This window comes from Alteromonas sp. CH_MED4-4, assembly GCF_037029575.1.
Taxonomy (GTDB): domain Bacteria; phylum Pseudomonadota; class Gammaproteobacteria; order Enterobacterales; family Alteromonadaceae; genus Alteromonas; species Alteromonas macleodii.
In genome coordinates this window covers 24812-41101 of record NZ_JAYMEU010000001.1, presented here as the reverse complement: position 1 = coordinate 41101, position 16290 = coordinate 24812, and the positions used below count along the sequence as shown (strand labels likewise).

General features: G+C 43.6%; 12 protein-coding genes and 1 pseudogene. 10 read left to right on the top strand and 3 right to left on the bottom strand.

Going from position 1 to position 16290, the window contains the following annotated elements; all coding sequences use genetic code 11:
• Nucleotides 1-98: 98 nt before the first annotated feature.
• Nucleotides 99-1187 (top strand): CaiB/BaiF CoA transferase family protein, encoded by a 1089-nt coding sequence (locus WA381_RS00180; protein WP_156086903.1) that lies wholly within the window; start codon nucleotides 99-101, stop codon nucleotides 1185-1187.
• A 109-nt stretch (nucleotides 1188-1296) separates the two neighbouring features.
• Here the strand turns inward: WA381_RS00180 and WA381_RS00175 are convergent.
• Nucleotides 1297-1657: pseudogene (locus WA381_RS00175) on the bottom strand (winged helix-turn-helix transcriptional regulator).
• A gap of 136 nt (nucleotides 1658-1793) precedes the next feature.
• Here WA381_RS00175 and WA381_RS00170 point away from each other — a divergent pair.
• The 9 genes from WA381_RS00170 to WA381_RS00130 all read left to right on the top strand — a co-directional run bounded on the left by WA381_RS00170 (nucleotide 1794) and on the right by WA381_RS00130 (nucleotide 12041).
• Nucleotides 1794-2390: an NAD(P)H-dependent oxidoreductase gene (locus tag WA381_RS00170; RefSeq protein ID WP_071815877.1), complete on the top strand. Its 597-nt coding sequence runs from the start codon at nucleotides 1794-1796 to the stop codon at nucleotides 2388-2390.
• 9 nt (nucleotides 2391-2399) lie between these two features.
• Nucleotides 2400-2942, top strand: a complete 543-nt coding sequence (locus tag WA381_RS00165; RefSeq protein WP_156086904.1) for a redoxin domain-containing protein — start codon at nucleotides 2400-2402, stop codon at nucleotides 2940-2942.
• A gap of 8 nt (nucleotides 2943-2950) precedes the next feature.
• Complete coding sequence (locus WA381_RS00160) at nucleotides 2951-3325, top strand: hypothetical protein (RefSeq protein ID WP_156086905.1); 375 nt, start codon at nucleotides 2951-2953, stop codon at nucleotides 3323-3325.
• A 218-nt stretch (nucleotides 3326-3543) separates the two neighbouring features.
• Nucleotides 3544-3900, top strand: coding sequence for a hypothetical protein (locus WA381_RS00155; protein ID WP_014950617.1), 357 nt, complete (start codon nucleotides 3544-3546; stop codon nucleotides 3898-3900).
• 3 nt (nucleotides 3901-3903) lie between these two features.
• Nucleotides 3904-5736: a lipoprotein N-acyltransferase Lnb domain-containing protein gene (locus tag WA381_RS00150; protein ID WP_231506567.1), complete on the top strand. Its 1833-nt coding sequence runs from the start codon at nucleotides 3904-3906 to the stop codon at nucleotides 5734-5736.
• A gap of 636 nt (nucleotides 5737-6372) precedes the next feature.
• Nucleotides 6373-7554: a PD-(D/E)XK nuclease family protein gene (locus WA381_RS00145; RefSeq protein WP_156086906.1), complete on the top strand. Its 1182-nt coding sequence runs from the start codon at nucleotides 6373-6375 to the stop codon at nucleotides 7552-7554.
• A gap of 208 nt (nucleotides 7555-7762) precedes the next feature.
• Complete coding sequence (locus WA381_RS00140; protein ID WP_156086907.1) at nucleotides 7763-9868, top strand: ATP-dependent helicase; 2106 nt, start codon at nucleotides 7763-7765, stop codon at nucleotides 9866-9868.
• A gap of 221 nt (nucleotides 9869-10089) precedes the next feature.
• The gene (locus tag WA381_RS00135) at nucleotides 10090-10878 is read left to right on the top strand and encodes a lipase family protein (protein ID WP_014950619.1); all 789 of its coding nucleotides are present in this window, start codon (nucleotides 10090-10092) and stop codon (nucleotides 10876-10878) included.
• 89 nt (nucleotides 10879-10967) lie between these two features.
• Nucleotides 10968-12041, top strand: a complete 1074-nt coding sequence (locus WA381_RS00130) for an ADP-ribosylglycohydrolase family protein (RefSeq protein ID WP_156086908.1) — start codon at nucleotides 10968-10970, stop codon at nucleotides 12039-12041.
• Nucleotides 12042-12125: 84 nt separating this feature from the next.
• Here the strand turns inward: WA381_RS00130 and WA381_RS00125 are convergent, their stop codons facing one another.
• Both WA381_RS00125 and WA381_RS00120 read right to left on the bottom strand, forming a co-directional pair.
• Complete coding sequence (locus WA381_RS00125; protein WP_156086909.1) at nucleotides 12126-13214, bottom strand: Gfo/Idh/MocA family protein; 1089 nt, start codon at nucleotides 13212-13214, stop codon at nucleotides 12126-12128.
• A gap of 237 nt (nucleotides 13215-13451) precedes the next feature.
• Nucleotides 13452-16283 carry a PAS domain S-box protein gene (locus WA381_RS00120; RefSeq protein ID WP_156086910.1) on the bottom strand — a complete coding sequence of 944 codons (2832 nt, stop codon included), beginning with the start codon at nucleotides 16281-16283 and terminating at the stop codon, nucleotides 13452-13454.
• Between the last annotated feature and the right edge of the window lie 7 nt (nucleotides 16284-16290).

The following is a 16290-nucleotide window of genomic DNA, read 5'->3' as shown; positions in this document are numbered from 1 at the left end:
ACAGATTACAGATTGGCGACGGTAAATAAAGTGCAGTGCTGTTATATGAACAACAACCGAATGAATGTGACCAAAAGCTTCAGAGAAGGCGATAAAACATGTTAGATGGCTTAAAAGTTATAGAAATCGAAGGCATTGGTCCGGGACCTTTTGCGGCAATGATGCTTGCAGACCTAGGGGCGAATGTAACAGTGGTTCACCGGGAAGACGTTCCCATAGAGGGGATGACTGAAAAAAGCCTACTCGATAGAGGAAAGAAGTCTGTCTTATTGAACTTAAAAACAGACGAAGGCAAAGCGTGTGTTCGCGAACTAATTAAAACCGCTGATGTACTTATTGAAGGGTTGCGGCCTGGTGCTATGGAAAAACTTGGCCTTGGACCCGTCGCTCTTCATGAAATTAATCCTGCGTTAGTTTACGGAAGAGTGACCGGCTGGGGACAAAGCGGGCCTCGTGCCCAGCAAGCGGGCCATGATTTAAACTACATTGCATTGTCTGGAGCGCTTTGGTATGCATCGCCCCCCAAGCAAGCCCCGTTCACACCGCCCACTCTAGTAGGAGACATTGCAGGCGGGGCGCTTTATCTTGTCACAGGAGTGCTATCAACTCTTTACAGAGTAGGAAAATCAGGCAAAGGCGCTGTTGTTGATGCTGCTATCGTAGACGGCTCAGCCCATATGATGAACCTAATTATGTACATGAAAGGCCTTGGTGTATTCTCCGATACACGCGGGCACAGTATGTTAGATGGCCCACATTGGAGCCGCTGCTATCAGTGCGCTGATGGTCAATGGATGTCTGTTCAATGCCTTGAGCCACAATTTTACAGGACTTTTTTAATGAAATTAGGGTTGGAACAAGACCCTGAATTCTGTAAGCCAAAAGATCCTACCCTTTGGAAAAAGCTGGGCGAAAAGCTGGAAATATTATTTGCTGAACACGCTCAACAGCATTGGATACAGCTCTTTGAAAATAGTGACGCTTGCGTTTCTCCCGTACTTAGCCCAGAACATTCGCAGCAAGACCCGCATATGAAAGCAAGAAACATATGGTCTACCTCTGAAGGTTTTATGCAGGCAGCGCCCGCACCACGATTTGTCGGTAGCCCTAGCGCTCATAAGCAAAGCGCGCGAATACCAAGGCGAGGTCAGCATACCGATGAAATATTGAAGGGATTAGAAAAGTAAGAGACACGAGGCTGCAACCTACAGTAGATAGGTTGATTACGTAATAAAGCGGGTCAGTGGGCTTTACGCAAAGCTCATAACAGACCCGATTAGACTTATATTGGCCATTTCATGTTTGAACATCATTATTTTCTGACCATATTCTTAGCTTTTCTAAAATATGTAGTGCCGTTCTGCCAAACTCAGTTAGCTCGTAAGTAACAGCGATCGGCCTTTCGCTAACTACCTTTCGCAAAACGATTCCTTCGCTTTCCAGTTCTTTAAGCCTTTGATCGACAATTTTTTTACTGGCACCGCCAAGCATCCTTGCTAGATCATTAAATCTAACAGGCTCATCTTTGAGGTGATAGATAATTGAAGCTTTCCATTTTCCACCAATCAAACGCATTCCACTTTCGATAGCGCAAGGCTTATCAATAATGCTGTTAATTTTTTCTCTTTTTACCATTTGTTTTTACTAAGTTTTCCAAAATTTAACTCATATTCCACATAGGTTACCAAAACACTACTGGTTGATTATTGTATCCAGGTTACTAAAATATACCACACATGATTGAGCGAGAAAACATATCGCTATTTCAGACATTACCAATTAGGAGTATATGAATGAGCAACACAAGTAAAAACAATGTACTAATTATTAATGCACACCAGTATTACCCTTTCTCGGAAGGCAAGCTAAACGCATCTTTCGTCGATAAAGCAGTAACGCTGCTTGAAGCTAAAGGCTACAACACTCGGGTAGTGACAATGGCCGAAGAACACAACGTTGAAGAACAGTTGGCCCATCATCAGTGGGCTGACATCGTATTTCTACAGGCACCAATTAACTGGATGGGTGTGCCATGGTCATTCAAGAAGTATATGGATGAAATCTACACTGCAGGTATGGGTGGCGCCTTATGTGCCGGCGACGGTCGCGTTGAAGAAGCGCCGAAGAAAAACTACGGCACAGGCGGTACCCTTACCGACGTTAAATATATGATGTCTTTAACCTTCAATGCTCCAGAAGAGTCATTTAACGACAGCGAAGAGTTTTTCGAAGGTAAATCTGTAGACGATTTACTGTTTCCAATGCATATGAACTTCAAGTTCTTTGGCATGAAGCCAATGGAAACTTTCGCTAGCTTTGACGTAATGAAAAACGCCGATGTAGAAAACGATTTCAAACGTTTTGAAGCCCACATCAACAAGCATTTTTAAGGATTTATCATGAGTACTGAATACACCAATAAGTTACATGCAGGTTCTGCTTTTCCAGATATTTCAGCAAAGCTGTTAAATGGCGACACTATAAAGTTAGCGACACCTGAGAACGGTCTTGATTGGAAAATGATAGTGGTTTACCGAGGGCAACATTGCCCACTTTGCACTCGATACCTCAATCAACTTGAGAGTGTTAGAGGTTATCTTGCCGAAACTGGCGTAGACCTTATTGCAGTGTCTGGTGACAGTAAAGCGCAGCTTGAAAGTCACCTGCCTAGATTGGATATCAACTTTCCAATTGCGTACGGCTTAACGGTGGAGCAGATGGAAGAATTAGGCGTATATATCTCTGATCCAAGATCTCCTCAAGAAACTGATCACCCGTTTTCTGAGCCAGCGCTGTTTGTTGTGAACAATGAAGGTAATGTGCACGTCGCTGATATTTCTAACAACCCATTTGTTAGACCTGAGTTAGAGACATTAGTAAGTGGTTTGGGCTGGATTCGTAATCCTGATAACAACTACCCTATTCGCGGTATGCATAAATAGGAGCTTCTATGAAAAAAGTGGCTAATTTCGTAGCAGCCCTTTTGGCAACGGGTGCTATGTTATCTGGGTGTGCTATGGCGAACGATGACAATACAGGACACGCTCATATTGTATCGCCAAAGCACTACACTCTTCTTTTAGAAAACGAAAACGTGCTCGTTTTAAAGATGACGCTTCAGCCCGGCGAGGAAGACACTTGGCACAAACACAATGCTGAAACCGTTTATTTTGAAGATGGCGGAAAAGCCATCATCAAAACAGCTGACAAAGCAATGACCTTGGAAATCCCTGATGGTTATGTCATGTGGCATGACGAATGGGAGCACCAAGTTAAAAATATTGGTGACTCAACGATTACTGCAATAATTGTGGAAGCTAAATAACCAAGCCTTCGATTATAGTAAGTGATAGGAACGCGTTTAAAGTTAGTGTCAGGGTTACTTGGCACTAACTTCATTATCTTGGCGCATACGCTTACTTATATTTGCCCTCTCCCACCAGCAGACCAATTTAGAAACAATCTTTATTTGATTTTTATAGCGTAAACATTATATTAACGCTCGTCGAAAATTCGACATTCAAAATCAGAAAGGGAAATATAATGAAAAAAATAATTGGACTAGCTGCTGCAAGCCTTATTCTTACCTCAGGTTGTGCCACCATTCTTACCGAAGAAACACACAAAATAAACGTTACAACAACTAGCGGTGAAACGACTACAGTTACTGTTGACGGCATGTCTCAAACAGTGCCTGGCGTGGTTACTGTTAAGAAAGAGAACAAAGATAAAGTGCTAGTTGCTGACGATGCAAAATGTACCGACGTTAACCTGAACAAAGAAGTTGAATCTGCGTTTTTCATCAACATTCTTAGTGGCGGTGTATTCGGTTCGTCTACCGATTACGGCTCAGACAAAATGTGGAAATACCAAGATTCAGTAAGCGTACCTTGTAAATAAGATATGTTTACACGAATTCTAAAAGGAAGCATTCTTGCTTCCTTTTTTTTGATTTTCGCAGCTAATTCCACGGCCAGTGACGTTACTCAAACTAGCTACTCAAAAGTTGATAGCGCAACGTTACAGCAAATAGCTAACGACCCATTGTGGCATCTATTGTTACAACTTAAAAATGGGAAGCCAATTACTAACGACACTTCTATTTATATATCAAAGTCGTTCGTCAGCCCGTTAGCCGAAGCGCAAGCTACCGTTGACCTTTTTCAGCGTAATACCCAAAACATTTGCAACTACCCTGCCCGTTTACGGCTGCTCAAGCGCTACATACCCGAATTTGCATCTATTACCCCTGCCGAGCACTGCGCAGAATATCGCAAATTTGTAGAAAGTGTTCCGGCCGATAGTATCAAGCTAATTTACGCCTCAGAAAATGTTACATCTGCTAGCTCTATGATGGGGCATATTATGCTTCGTCTAGATGGAACTAACGATAAAGGCATTCCCGTTAAGCACGGTATTACGTTTTTTACAGAACTAGACTCTTTAAACGTTCCTCACATCATGTACGAAACATTGATGACAGGAAAAGAAGGCGTATTTAAGGTTGCTCCTTACCAAGAATTTGAGCAGTTTTATCTCTATGAAGAGCAAAGAAACATTTGGCGATACACGCTAAATTTCAACGAGCAACAGCGCCACTTTGTGCAAGACTACATATGGGAATTGGGACAGCAGAGCCCCGCTTATTTTTTTCATATATTCAACTGTGCGACCGTTACTCAGTTGTTGGTAAATATTGCTCGTCCTGCTCATCTAAATCAGGTAGCAAGCTGGCTGACCCCTCTTGATGTTGTTAAGTTTGCACAAGCAAACTCTCTCGTTGCATCAACCCAATTCGTACCTTCTAACAAATGGGAAATAACGACGTTAGAAGAAAGCATCGGGAGTAAACGCGCGTCTGCCATATCTTCGCATTTAGCTCGCGCTCAGCTAGATTCATTATCACTTTCGTTTGTTGAAACCAAATACGCACTGGCGCTTAATCAGTACTTTAGGTCAGCACAAACAATTTCAGAACAGAAATATCAAAAGAACTCCGCTGAAATTGCAGCGTTTGATGCTAAATATAAGCACCTTTCTTTAGACGTATCTGAATTCCCCGTTCCTTCCTCTCGCCAGCAAGAAGGTTATGTTGCTGCCGGTTTCATTCATCAAGACAGCCGTTCGTTCATGGCGTTTCGTGCCTTTCCTGTTGCAAGAAGGCTAGCCGACGACAACAGGAGCATGATTGGTGAAACCGAGCTTATCTTGGCCGACGTTGAGTTCAGAGTTGGTTTAGAGCAAAGCAACTTAGGTGATATCTATGTGGACAAGGCCATGCTTTACCAAATGGTGTCGCGGGTACCTGTTACACAAAATATAAGCAACTGGTCATCATCATTTAACATTGGAATAAATCGCGTGCTAACCGGCGAGCGAAAACGCAAACTCATTGTGCAATCGGAGTTTGGTTTAGGCTTTACACGTGAAGTAATGCAGGGTTTAGGGGTGTATAGCGACATCATCGTGGGTGCAGGCGCTAACAAGCACGAAGCATTTGTGTACGCCAAACCCGTTATTGGGCTATATGCATATACAAAACTGAATAGTAAGTTGGCGGTTAACTTAAGTAGGACCTACAACCAATATAGAAGTGATGACCCAATCGATGCAGTATCGTTTAGCTTACACCAATATGGTTTCGAAAACATCGCGTTAGATTTTGAAGTGAATATACAGAAAGTTGCCGATGAATATGAATCTAGCGCAGCTTTTATGTTGGGGTATCGGTTTTAACATTTTTTTGGGGCTTTCGAAACGTAACATCTAAAGAGGGTTCTAAAAATGAAAAGTGTCAGTGGGGTGTAAAACTAAATTAAGACAGCTTAAATGACAGCATCGAATTCACGTATTGGTATCTTTTGGATTTACCATGAAAGGCTAATATCTAGGTCTATATTATTGTCGAAAGCAAAGTACAGTAGTCTGGGTATTGCCGACACATGTTTTAGCCATATAAGTGTTTGGGAAACCGAGAAAGCTTACCTTCCAGAATTTCCTACACTTATGAATTCCGAGTATCAGATGTTCCCTCGTGGACGAGTTCTCTTTGAGAAGAGATGTGCTACGTTTAAAATTTTTGCTGATAGCACTATTATTAAAAATAAGTGCAGTAGAAAACTCATTATCGACACTTTTTCATTACAGGACGAAAAATGTAAATGGAAAAGAGATACTCACTATGCGGTCTTTTGAATCGCTTACTAATGACTTTTATCTCACCTTTCAAACGCATAATCAATTTACCGGATACATTAACTCTTATCGTTAGGTTGCAATAAGTATTCGCGAGCGAGGTGAAAGCACTTATGAAAATGGTGCTTTCTGTGAGTTACTTGATAATTAAATAAATAATGTGGAAGAGCCCAGAGCATGGAAGACAACCTACTCGTAAACTTAAGAAAGTATCGACCTAGAGATAAATCAGATCCATTAGAGAACTTTTTAACAGAGGCATTTGCGCACTTATTGAAGAATAGCAGCGAGGTTATGGTAGCTCTCTTAGAGGAGATTAATTCAAAATCAGCGCTCCCAAATGCGTTCAATACCAATAACTATGAGGTCACAACTCAAGCAAATTTCGACGGAAAGTTTCCTGACATGCTTGTTAAGTGGGACGACGTAGTAATAGTTTTCGAGCATAAAGTCTATTCTGAATTGAGTTACTCTCAGCTCGATAATTACAGAGCCTATGCTGAAGAACATTTCAATTATCATCACGTTGTTCTTATAACTGCACGAGAGTATCAACATAAACAAAACCCCGACTGCGCTATTTGTTGGCATGATATTCACGAACTATTGGGTAAAATTAAGCCTTTAAAAAATGAAACAGCCAAATGGTACTTGGAGTCCTTCAAAGGACTTCTTCAAGCAGAGGGATTGGGTAAGATATCTCCTATCAATCAATTGGCTATTACTCATTACCTTGAAGCTAAACAGCTAGAAGAACAAATGCGCTCGCTTATCAAGCAAGCCTCTCTTGAACATATCCTTTGGCCTCTAGCCCAATTTTTGGCACCTACTGTAAAAGATCGACTTTCCGCTGTTGAGCGTAGAATTGGAATAGAGTTTTGTAGTTTTGGAAATGAGCAGAAGCTTGATTGGAAGCCAGGTATTTTCTGCGGCTTTTTGGCTGATGGTGCTGACCATAAATTTGAACACATAACGGGCAAACACATGCACGTCGGATTAATCTTCGACTTTCAAAAATCGTTACATAACTCGCTCCAATCAAGCACTACTTTTAAAGGGCTTAGAAGCGAGATCGCTGAAAGAATTAACGAGTTAAATGCATCGAACGTTAGTTATTCGCCCCATGATAATAAGTGGAAAGTGATTGATAATTTGAGCGCTGATACAAATGCCGAAGTAAACCTTTATCACCCTTTCGCTGTTTTGATGCGCATGGATGCATTTTTCTCTGAGTTACATGATTCTCCAGAGCAGCTTAATGAATTTATTCGTTCAATTAGTTTATTACAGGAGTTGCTTCTATCTTGTCCGAATTTCCAACCTTTCCTTGCAGAATTGAGTAAAAGTAAAGACGGATGATGTCTACTTTTTGAAAACAGATACTAAAGCAGGCCTATAGGCCTGCGTTCCTGACAAGGCTTCAAAAGCTAAAGTATTAATGGATGAAATGTGAAACCCGAAAGAGCGTCATAAATTCCAGAGGTAGAAAATTAAACACCACACAAAACTGTTTAAATATACAGTGCATTAATTTATCCTATTGAAGTGCTCTTCAATAGGATTTTTTATGCTCTCTCATTCTGAATTAAACCCGCAGCAGCAAGAAGCCGTGAACTACGGGTTGAGTTCCGTAGGAGCGGGCGAAACGGAGCTGAGCGATGAAACGCACCACCCGCTGTTAATTATTGCAGGCGCTGGCACAGGTAAAACTAACACCCTCGCCCACAAAACGGCACAGTTAATATTGCATGGTGTTGCGCCAGAGCGAATTTTACTGATGACGTTTGCGCGAAGGGCTTCGTCGGAATTAAGTTCACGGGCGAACCGCATAATAGAGCGAACGTTACGTGAGAAACAAAAGGCGTATCATCCGATCACACTTCCTTGGATGGGCACTTTTCATTCAATCGCATCGCGACTGCTACGAGAGCACGCTTCACTCATTGGTTTAGATCCAGACTTTACGGTTATGGATCGTAACGACAGCGCGGATATGCTTGACTTGCTTCGTCACGAACTTGGCTTTAGCGGCGTAAATCGGCGCTTTCCTAAAAAGAAAACGTGTTTAGACATTTACTCTCGTTGCGTGAACGCGCAAGCACCGCTTATCGACATACTCGATACTCATTTCCCCTATTGTAGCGAGTGGGAAGAAGAGCTGAACACGCTGTTTGCTCACTATGCGAAAACTAAAATTGAACAAGTGAGTTTAGACTACGACGATTTACTGCTTTACTGTTTTCACATGGCGCAGGTCGACGCTATTGCTCAAAAAGTAAGAGAGCAATTCGACAATGTGTTGGTAGACGAGTATCAGGATACCAACGTACTTCAAGCTGGCATTCTAAAAGGTTTCTTCCCAACCGGTGAAGGTCTTACCGTTGTAGGCGATGACGCCCAATCAATCTACTCATTTCGCTCAGCAACGGTAGACAATATCCTTAACTTCCCCGACGCATTTTCCTTGCCTGGCAAAGTGATAACGCTACAACAGAATTATCGGTCACATCCGAACATATTGAACTTGTCTAATACCCTTCTTTCAGAAAGAGATGAAGGCTATAAGGTATCGTTGTTCAGCGAGCGTAAAAGCGGCCCTATGCCTAAGTGGATAACCGTTGAAAACGACATATTCCAAGCAGAGTATATAGTTGAGCGAGTTTTAGCAGCTCGTGAAGAAGGGGTCGATTTAAAACAACAGGCGGTGTTGTTTCGTTCAAGTTATCACAGCGATCGTCTAGAGCTTGAACTTACTCGACGTAATATCCCTTTCGTTAAACACGGTGGCCTTAAATTCCTAGAGGCTTCTCACGTAAAAGACATGCTTTGCATTTTACGTTGGGCAGACAACCCCAAACACAAAATATCTGCTTTTAGAGTGCTTAAGTTGTTACCTGGTATAGGTCCGAAGATAGCCGAGAAGGCGTTTAATGCTTTAGAGCAGCAAGATTTTGCAATAGGGAATTTACGCCACTTCGCAATCTCAGAGTCAGCGAAGCCTACCTTTCTTTCTCTTGTTGATTTGCTAGATAACGTGCACCACAACAATATTCCATGGACCGAGCAAACAAGCGCCATCGCAACGTTTTACAAAGATTTGTTGGAAGCTAATTATGACGATCATTTCACACGTTTCGGCGATATTGAACAGCTCACAATGATCTCTGGGCAGTATTCATCGAGAGAGCAATTTTTAACTGAACTCACACTGGATCCACCGCAGAGCACAGGTGATCTGGCGGGCAAACCTTTGCTTGATGACGACTTTCTTATCTTATCGACGGTGCATAGCGCTAAAGGGCAGGAGTGGAAGCATGTGTTCGTACTGAATGTTGCCGATGGCAATTTTCCCAACGAGTACGCAGCGGGTGATAAACGTGCTCTCGAAGAGGAGCGACGCTTACTTTACGTTGCCATAACACGAGCGAAAGATGAGCTTAGCTTAGTTCAGCCCCTGAAATATTGGGTGCCAGAGCAACAAAAGTTTGGTGACAAGCATGTATACGGTGCCAAGAGCCGTTTCTTTACCGATGCAGTTTGCGCTTGCATGGAACCCATTGCTTACCCTAAGCGTACTGCTTCAGCCAGTGAAAAGAAGATAGCTAAAGGCGCTATAGCCGATATAAAGAAAAATATTCTTGGGATGTGGAACAATACCAGTCCGCATAGATAACTCTCCCCTCAGCGAGAGTTAAAATGTTCATAATCAAGGCGTGTTACAGCAGGTAAAGTGCTTCTACATCAAGGTGACACAACAAAGAGTACGGACATTTAAAGAAAAATGACGCGCCCCGTCATAACACTGAAATAAACTCCCTGTAGCGTGAAGTATTCAGTGAAAGAGTCTTCAACGGCTCAGCTTCAAAAACGCTAAATGCTCCAATACGAGTTTTCATGAAGAAATTGAAACGCTATCAATATGAAAGATATGCCATTCTCTGCCAACTCGCCTACCCTGATGCCGACGAGCAATACCAAAAAATCTTAGATCCTTTTTATGAACGCCAGCTAGTCGATAAGTACGGCAGAATGAGCGTAAGAATCTTGTGGGTCGAGAATAAAAAAGAGGTCATTATCGTTTTTCGCGGATCATTGGGGGTAAGAGATTGGCTAGCGAATTTATTCTTCATCCCAAACAAACTCAATCAGTTAAACAGAAAATTCTGGGTCCACTGGGGGTTTGCGCGGCTATTGGCTCAACCTATGTATTCCAGCACTAAGACATCCAATGAAGCATTACCACTTAGAGAGCTACTTGTAAAAGTGCTTGAACCACTTAGGCAGCAAGGCAAGCGCTTTACATTCATTGGCCATTCGTCCGGCGGCGCAGTAGCGGTATTAATGGCTGATTACTTTGAGCGTTTATACGCAAAGTCAGTAAAAAGGGTAGTGACTTTCGGACAGCCCGCAGTGGGCACTCGCTCTTGGTATAAGCACTACACGCTACACCATAGAACGTATCGCATTTGCTGCGATTTAGATGTAATAACCTTTATGCCGCCCTTCCCTTTTTACTTCTGGCACGTTGGCAAGATGCTGTGGCTGCACGATGATAAAATTTACGAAAACACGCCTACCCATAAACGCTTTTTGATGTCGCTTCACAGCTGGTTGTTACGCCCAATTACCTATCACTACATGCGAAAATATATCCGCAACAAGTCACTTTTCGATGAGCATTAGAACGATCATTTTCGACCTACAGTGCGTAATTTAAAGGTACTTGATTATTCAATCCCGCACAGTACTGCGTAAGAGGTAGGCTTAAAGAAATGTCTTCACTGTCAATCAAACGAGCAAAAGCGGCACTCAAGAACGCGTTTATCGGCGACGCGTTGGCTATGCCGGTACATTGGTATTACAACCCAGCAGATATTTATAAGGCATTTCCGTTAGGGATAGAGCAATTTGAGGATGCGCCATCATTTCATCCGTCTTCAATAATGTCGCTACATTCCACGCAGCAAGGTGGGCGCGCGAATAAGGCGTCTGCAAATCAAAAAGAGATAGTGGGCGACGTTATTCTCAAAGGTAAAAGGCAGTATTGGAGCAAGGACAACATTCATTACCATCATGGTATGAAAGCGGGAGAAAATACACTCAATGCACATTGCGCGCGTATCGTTTTATCATGCGCACTTAAAGGGTATGACGAAAACGAGTTTTTAACTCAATATATTAGCTTTATGCGCGCTGATGAACCCAAACACCCTGACACATACGCTGAGTCTTATCACAGAGGCTTTTTTGCGAACTTAGAACAAGGTACTCCAGCACACAAATGTGGGGCGGCTACACATGATACGGCTTCAATAGGCGCTTTTGTGTCGGTAACACCTTTGGCGGTAGTAGAAGCAAGCAAAAGCACAGCCCTTGAGGACATCAAACGCCTGTGTCGTAGTCACCTTTATTTAACTCACCCGGATGAGTCTTTAGCATCGGTGTGCGATTTCTATGTTGAGTTAATCTACAAATTAGTGCATCGCGAAGGTGAATCACCCAAGGCCATTTTAGAAGATATTGCCCGTAAATCTGCGCACATGAATTTGGCTGCGATTGCGGCAAAAAACAAAAGCGATATCGAGATTGTTGGGCGTATGTATTCGCCAGCGTGTTATATCTCAGACGCGTGGCCCGCCGTTTTGTACTTCGCTTACCGTTATGCTGATACGCATAAGAAGGCGTTGATTGCGAACACCAACGTGGGGGGCGACAACGTGCACCGCGGTTTTGTATTGGGGGCCATAATGGGGCTAATTCAGGCGACAGAAATATCCCAATGGTTTAGTGAATTAGCTGACAAAAAGGACTTGGAAGCGCTAATTAACCTTCTTGATGAACGGTAACTAAGACACAAAAGCCTGGTAGACCCAGTCGCAAAATGAGCAAATGGCATTCACTGTCCGGTAGCGTATTCGCGCAAAAGCGCCTTACAACGCAACCGTTTCCCCTGTTCTCGCCGCCTTAAATATAGCGTTCACAATGCGGATATCGGCCAGACCTTCATTGCCAGTCACCATAGGCTGTTGTCCAGTTAATATGGCCAGTGCATCGTTATCCATTTGCAGCGTTTGCTGCATACCGTTTATGGGAGCCAGCGTTTTTCCATCAGACGTGGTGCCCGTTACCCCGCTGTAGCTCTGCATGGGTTTAAGTTGATACCAGCCCTTTTCACAATCAGCTTTAAAATGGTTAAACCCTTTTACTACACTGGTACCGCAATCGGCCACTAGTCCGTCGCCAAAATCCATCGTAAACAAGGTCGTTTCATCAACCTCAGTAAACGTCTCTGGAAAGCGCTGTGGTGGATGACTTCCCGTTACCGCTAATGGCTCACGGCCCGTTAAAAAGCGTGCGCCGTTTATCGCGTAAACGCCCATATCATAGAGTGCACCGCCGCCCATGTGCTTTTTCATTCGCCAGTTGTCAGGCGCTCTTCCTTGTCCTGCATAACCAGCGAAGCTCGATACCGCGGTCAAGTTTCCATACGGCTTAGTTTCAAGATACTGATGAAAAGTGCGGGTATTGGGTTCGTGCTGCATGCGATAGCCTATCGACAACTGCACGCCATTTTTGTCACACGCATCTATGATAGCTTGGCATTCCTCGCTATCCATGGCCATTGGCTTTTCACACCACACATGCTTTCCGGTATTTGCGGCTTTTACCGCAAAGTCCTTGTGTGTGCCAGTAGGCGTTACAACGTAAATAACATCAATATCGTCATTATTCGCAATATCTGCCATGGTGCTGTACGTGTACACATTACTGTCTTTAATGCCGTACTTTTGCTGCCACTGCGGGATCTTACTCTCGCTCCCCGTGATTATCCCCCGTAATTCACAGTGTTTAGTGTCCTGTAAGGCAGGGGCGAGTAAATTTGTGCTGTAGTTGCCCAACCCTAACAGCGCCACGCCTATTTTCTTTTTCGAAGGCTGTGCCATTAAATAAGGACTGTGCGCAACCAGCAAACCTGAACCTGCCAATTGAAGGAAGTGACGACGAGTAATGCGGGGCATTAGTACTCTCCATTAAGAAATTAATCCGTGCATGGTTTTAGTAGTACCTTTCTTACTCAGAAAGATCACAACACCGTTGCGATATTATCGAATGTGTTACCTGTAACACCATCGAAGGTTTATAGCTGACAACCAATACAGCTTTAAAGCCCTATGGCGCATCGTGCCGTTTGGTAACGCGAAACGATTTACAACAAAATCAGACGAAAAGCAGCTCACTTTTATCGACAACATAATTTACTGTTTGCGCTTTGCTCGCCAAGCTTCTGCCACGATAGGTTCAAGGTCGCTCAAATCCAAAGGTTTAACAAGGTGATGGTCAAATCCAGCTTCTTTCGAACGCTGGATGTGCGATGGTTGTCCCCACCCCGTTTGCGCCACAAATACAGCGTCAGCTAACGCACGATTTTGACGAAGTGCCGTACATAATTCGTAACCATTCATACCCGGCATGCCGATATCCAACAACACTAAATCGGGCGTGAAAGACGCGACAGCCTTTAATGCGGATGGCCCATCTTCCACTACTTGAACCTGACACCCTTTTGCCTCCAATATCCATCCCATGGTAATAGCGGCATCTTGATTATCATCGGCAATTAAAACGTTGAGCTTTTCAGCGGTAGCGTCTACTACGTCATGGGCCTTTTCCGGTTTACTGGCTAATTTGGGTACTTTACTTAAAACGGGTAAGGTAACGATAAACGTTGTGCCTTTATCAACGCCATCGCTTTGCACATTTACCGTTCCATCGTGCAATTCAGTGAGTTTCTTCACTAGAGTAAGGCCAATCCCCAACCCGCCTTGAGAACGTTCAAGGGCACCATCTACCTGAGTAAACATATCGAAAACCGATTTTAGTTTGTCTGCTGGAATGCCCTCTCCATTGTCTTTAACTGCAATGGTAACCTTACCATCGCAAGTACTGATGCAGACCTCGATATTGCCACCCGGCGGAGTGTACTTTGCAGCATTGTTGATAATATTCGAGAAAATCTGCGACAACCGGATAAGGTCTCCGTTTACCCAAACGGGCTCTGCTACTTTTTCCACCAGCAGCGTATGCTGTTTTTCATCAATCAGGGGCTGAATAGTCTCAATCGCCGTATCCAGAATCTCACACAAGTTCACAGGCTTTCGATGAATTCGAATTTTCCCTCGGGTAATTCGTGACACATCCATAAGGTCATCAACAAGCCGTATCATTTGCGTAACTTGTCGTTCGACTCGACCGAATGCCTCGCTCTTCTGATTCTGGCTGTAGTCGTCTGACTGCAGAATTTCCAATGCATTGCGAATTGGTGCAAGCGGATTACGTAATTCATGTGCCAACGTAGCAAGGAACTCATCTTTGCGGCGATCGGCCTCTTGAAGCGCGTCTATCGCATTTCGTTCTCTCGTGGTGTCTACACCTACTCCCGGAAAACGTTCCGGCTCACCAGAGCTGTTATAAATGACTCGTCCTCTGAATGAAGCCCAGCGGACAGTGCCGTCTTTTTGTAAGATACGGTATTCTTCATCAAATAGGGTGCGGTTATTAATACTTTCACAAATAGCAGCCTCACACGCTGCTAAATCGTCTGGGTGGATATATTGTTTGGGCACTTCAATGGCTACACCGTTTTCAGCCTCATCGCTACTGAGATTAAAGAGTTCTCCCAAACGCTCATCTGCCGTGAACAAGTTTTGCTTAATATCCCAATCCCAAATACCAAAGCTGTGTGATGCTTCCAGAGCTAAGCGTCTGCGAGACTCTGCTCGCTTAGCCATTTCTTCAGCGTGTTTACGCTCAGTAACATCTCGCGTCGAACCAGCAATGGCTTCAACGTTTCCGTCTTCACCAATAACAGGAACAAATATGTAGTCATATATACGGCGACCATGAGTACCGGTAAAAGGAACATCACTACGAATAGGTTGCTTTGTTTCAATTACCTGTCGAATCTCCTGCATGTGCATATCTGCATGCCAAGGTTCATACCCAAGCTCTAAACATGTTTTACCAATCGCTTCATCCCAACTCAGCCCCCACATTTGCAGTAACGCGTCGTTGGCATACGTAAAATGCCCCTCAAGGTCGAAGATATAAAGCAAATCGGGCGTATTCGACAGAGCCGTTTCGTAAAGCCTGCGCTGTTTATTAAAAGACTCAATGTTCTCTAGTAACGCCGACTCCGCAACCCGTCGAGCGCGATTTTCGTTGTTGCGCTCAATAATGATTGCAGCGGTTTTAGACAGTGCATTAATTACGTCAATGTCATCGGGTAATGGGGTAAATCGCTCGCGATGAAACAAACAGAAAGTGCCCAATACCGTGCGACTTTCTGCAGATAAAATGGGACGACACCAAAATGATTGAAGTCCTAATGCCTGAGTGGAGAGACTAAAATCACTCGAATCAGTTTGGGCGTTGATGTGAATATTCACCACATCACGAGTTTGACAACACTTTCCTAACGGCGTTAGTTCATCGATTGTAATATTCTTGAAGTACCGCCTAGTTTCTTCTGGCATCGACGGTGCAGCCGCGCTAATGAGTGATAACCCATCTTCAGATACCAAGGATATTCCACTTACAGCTTGAAAATCTGTCACCTTCTCTACTGCATTGACTAAAACGGTCAACACATCTTCTAGTGTAGCGCCAGATAATGCGAGTCTCATGGCATCTCTTTGAGACTGAGAAATGATCTGTAGCCTGCGCTTCATAGAGAAGTCATGAAACGAAAACCCCACTACACCTGCCGCAACGGGGAAAATGGTGAGTTTGAACCAGGCGTGGTCAATACCAAACCGAATTTCCGTTGTTTTACCGGGTTCCTGTTTTACTGCCAGTTCGAACTGTTGAGTAATATTCGGTACTTGCGACTGAGGAAACAAACTAAACACCGAGCAGTCAAAGAGATCAGATTTGTCTAATCCACAGATGGAACGGGCCTGATGGTTAGCGTAAATAACGTTGCCTTTAATATCGGCAAATATCACCGCATCAGTTATATTTTCTATAAGAGCTTGAAAGGGGATGTCGTCGGTAAAAGAAGATGAAGCCTTACTTATTGGCTCAGACATAATTCGC

Excerpts from the sequence above, each read along its gene's own strand:
- WA381_RS00180 (WP_156086903.1), top strand. The coding sequence starts at position 99 with ATGTTAGATGGCTTAAAAGTTATAGAAATCGAAGGCATTGGTCCGGGA.
- WA381_RS00170 (WP_071815877.1), top strand. The coding sequence starts at position 1,794 with ATGAGCAACACAAGTAAAAACAATGTACTAATTATTAATGCACACCAG.
- WA381_RS00165 (WP_156086904.1), top strand. The coding sequence starts at position 2,400 with ATGAGTACTGAATACACCAATAAGTTACATGCAGGTTCTGCTTTTCCA.
- WA381_RS00160 (WP_156086905.1), top strand. The coding sequence starts at position 2,951 with ATGAAAAAAGTGGCTAATTTCGTAGCAGCCCTTTTGGCAACGGGTGCT.
- WA381_RS00155 (WP_014950617.1), top strand. The coding sequence starts at position 3,544 with ATGAAAAAAATAATTGGACTAGCTGCTGCAAGCCTTATTCTTACCTCA.
- WA381_RS00150 (WP_231506567.1), top strand. The coding sequence starts at position 3,904 with ATGTTTACACGAATTCTAAAAGGAAGCATTCTTGCTTCCTTTTTTTTG.
- WA381_RS00145 (WP_156086906.1), top strand. The coding sequence starts at position 6,373 with ATGGAAGACAACCTACTCGTAAACTTAAGAAAGTATCGACCTAGAGAT.
- WA381_RS00140 (WP_156086907.1), top strand. The coding sequence starts at position 7,763 with ATGCTCTCTCATTCTGAATTAAACCCGCAGCAGCAAGAAGCCGTGAAC.
- WA381_RS00135 (WP_014950619.1), top strand. The coding sequence starts at position 10,090 with ATGAAGAAATTGAAACGCTATCAATATGAAAGATATGCCATTCTCTGC.
- WA381_RS00130 (WP_156086908.1), top strand. The coding sequence starts at position 10,968 with ATGTCTTCACTGTCAATCAAACGAGCAAAAGCGGCACTCAAGAACGCG.
- WA381_RS00125 (WP_156086909.1), bottom strand. The coding sequence starts at position 13,214 with ATGCCCCGCATTACTCGTCGTCACTTCCTTCAATTGGCAGGTTCAGGT.
- WA381_RS00120 (WP_156086910.1), bottom strand. The coding sequence starts at position 16,283 with ATGTCTGAGCCAATAAGTAAGGCTTCATCTTCTTTTACCGACGACATC.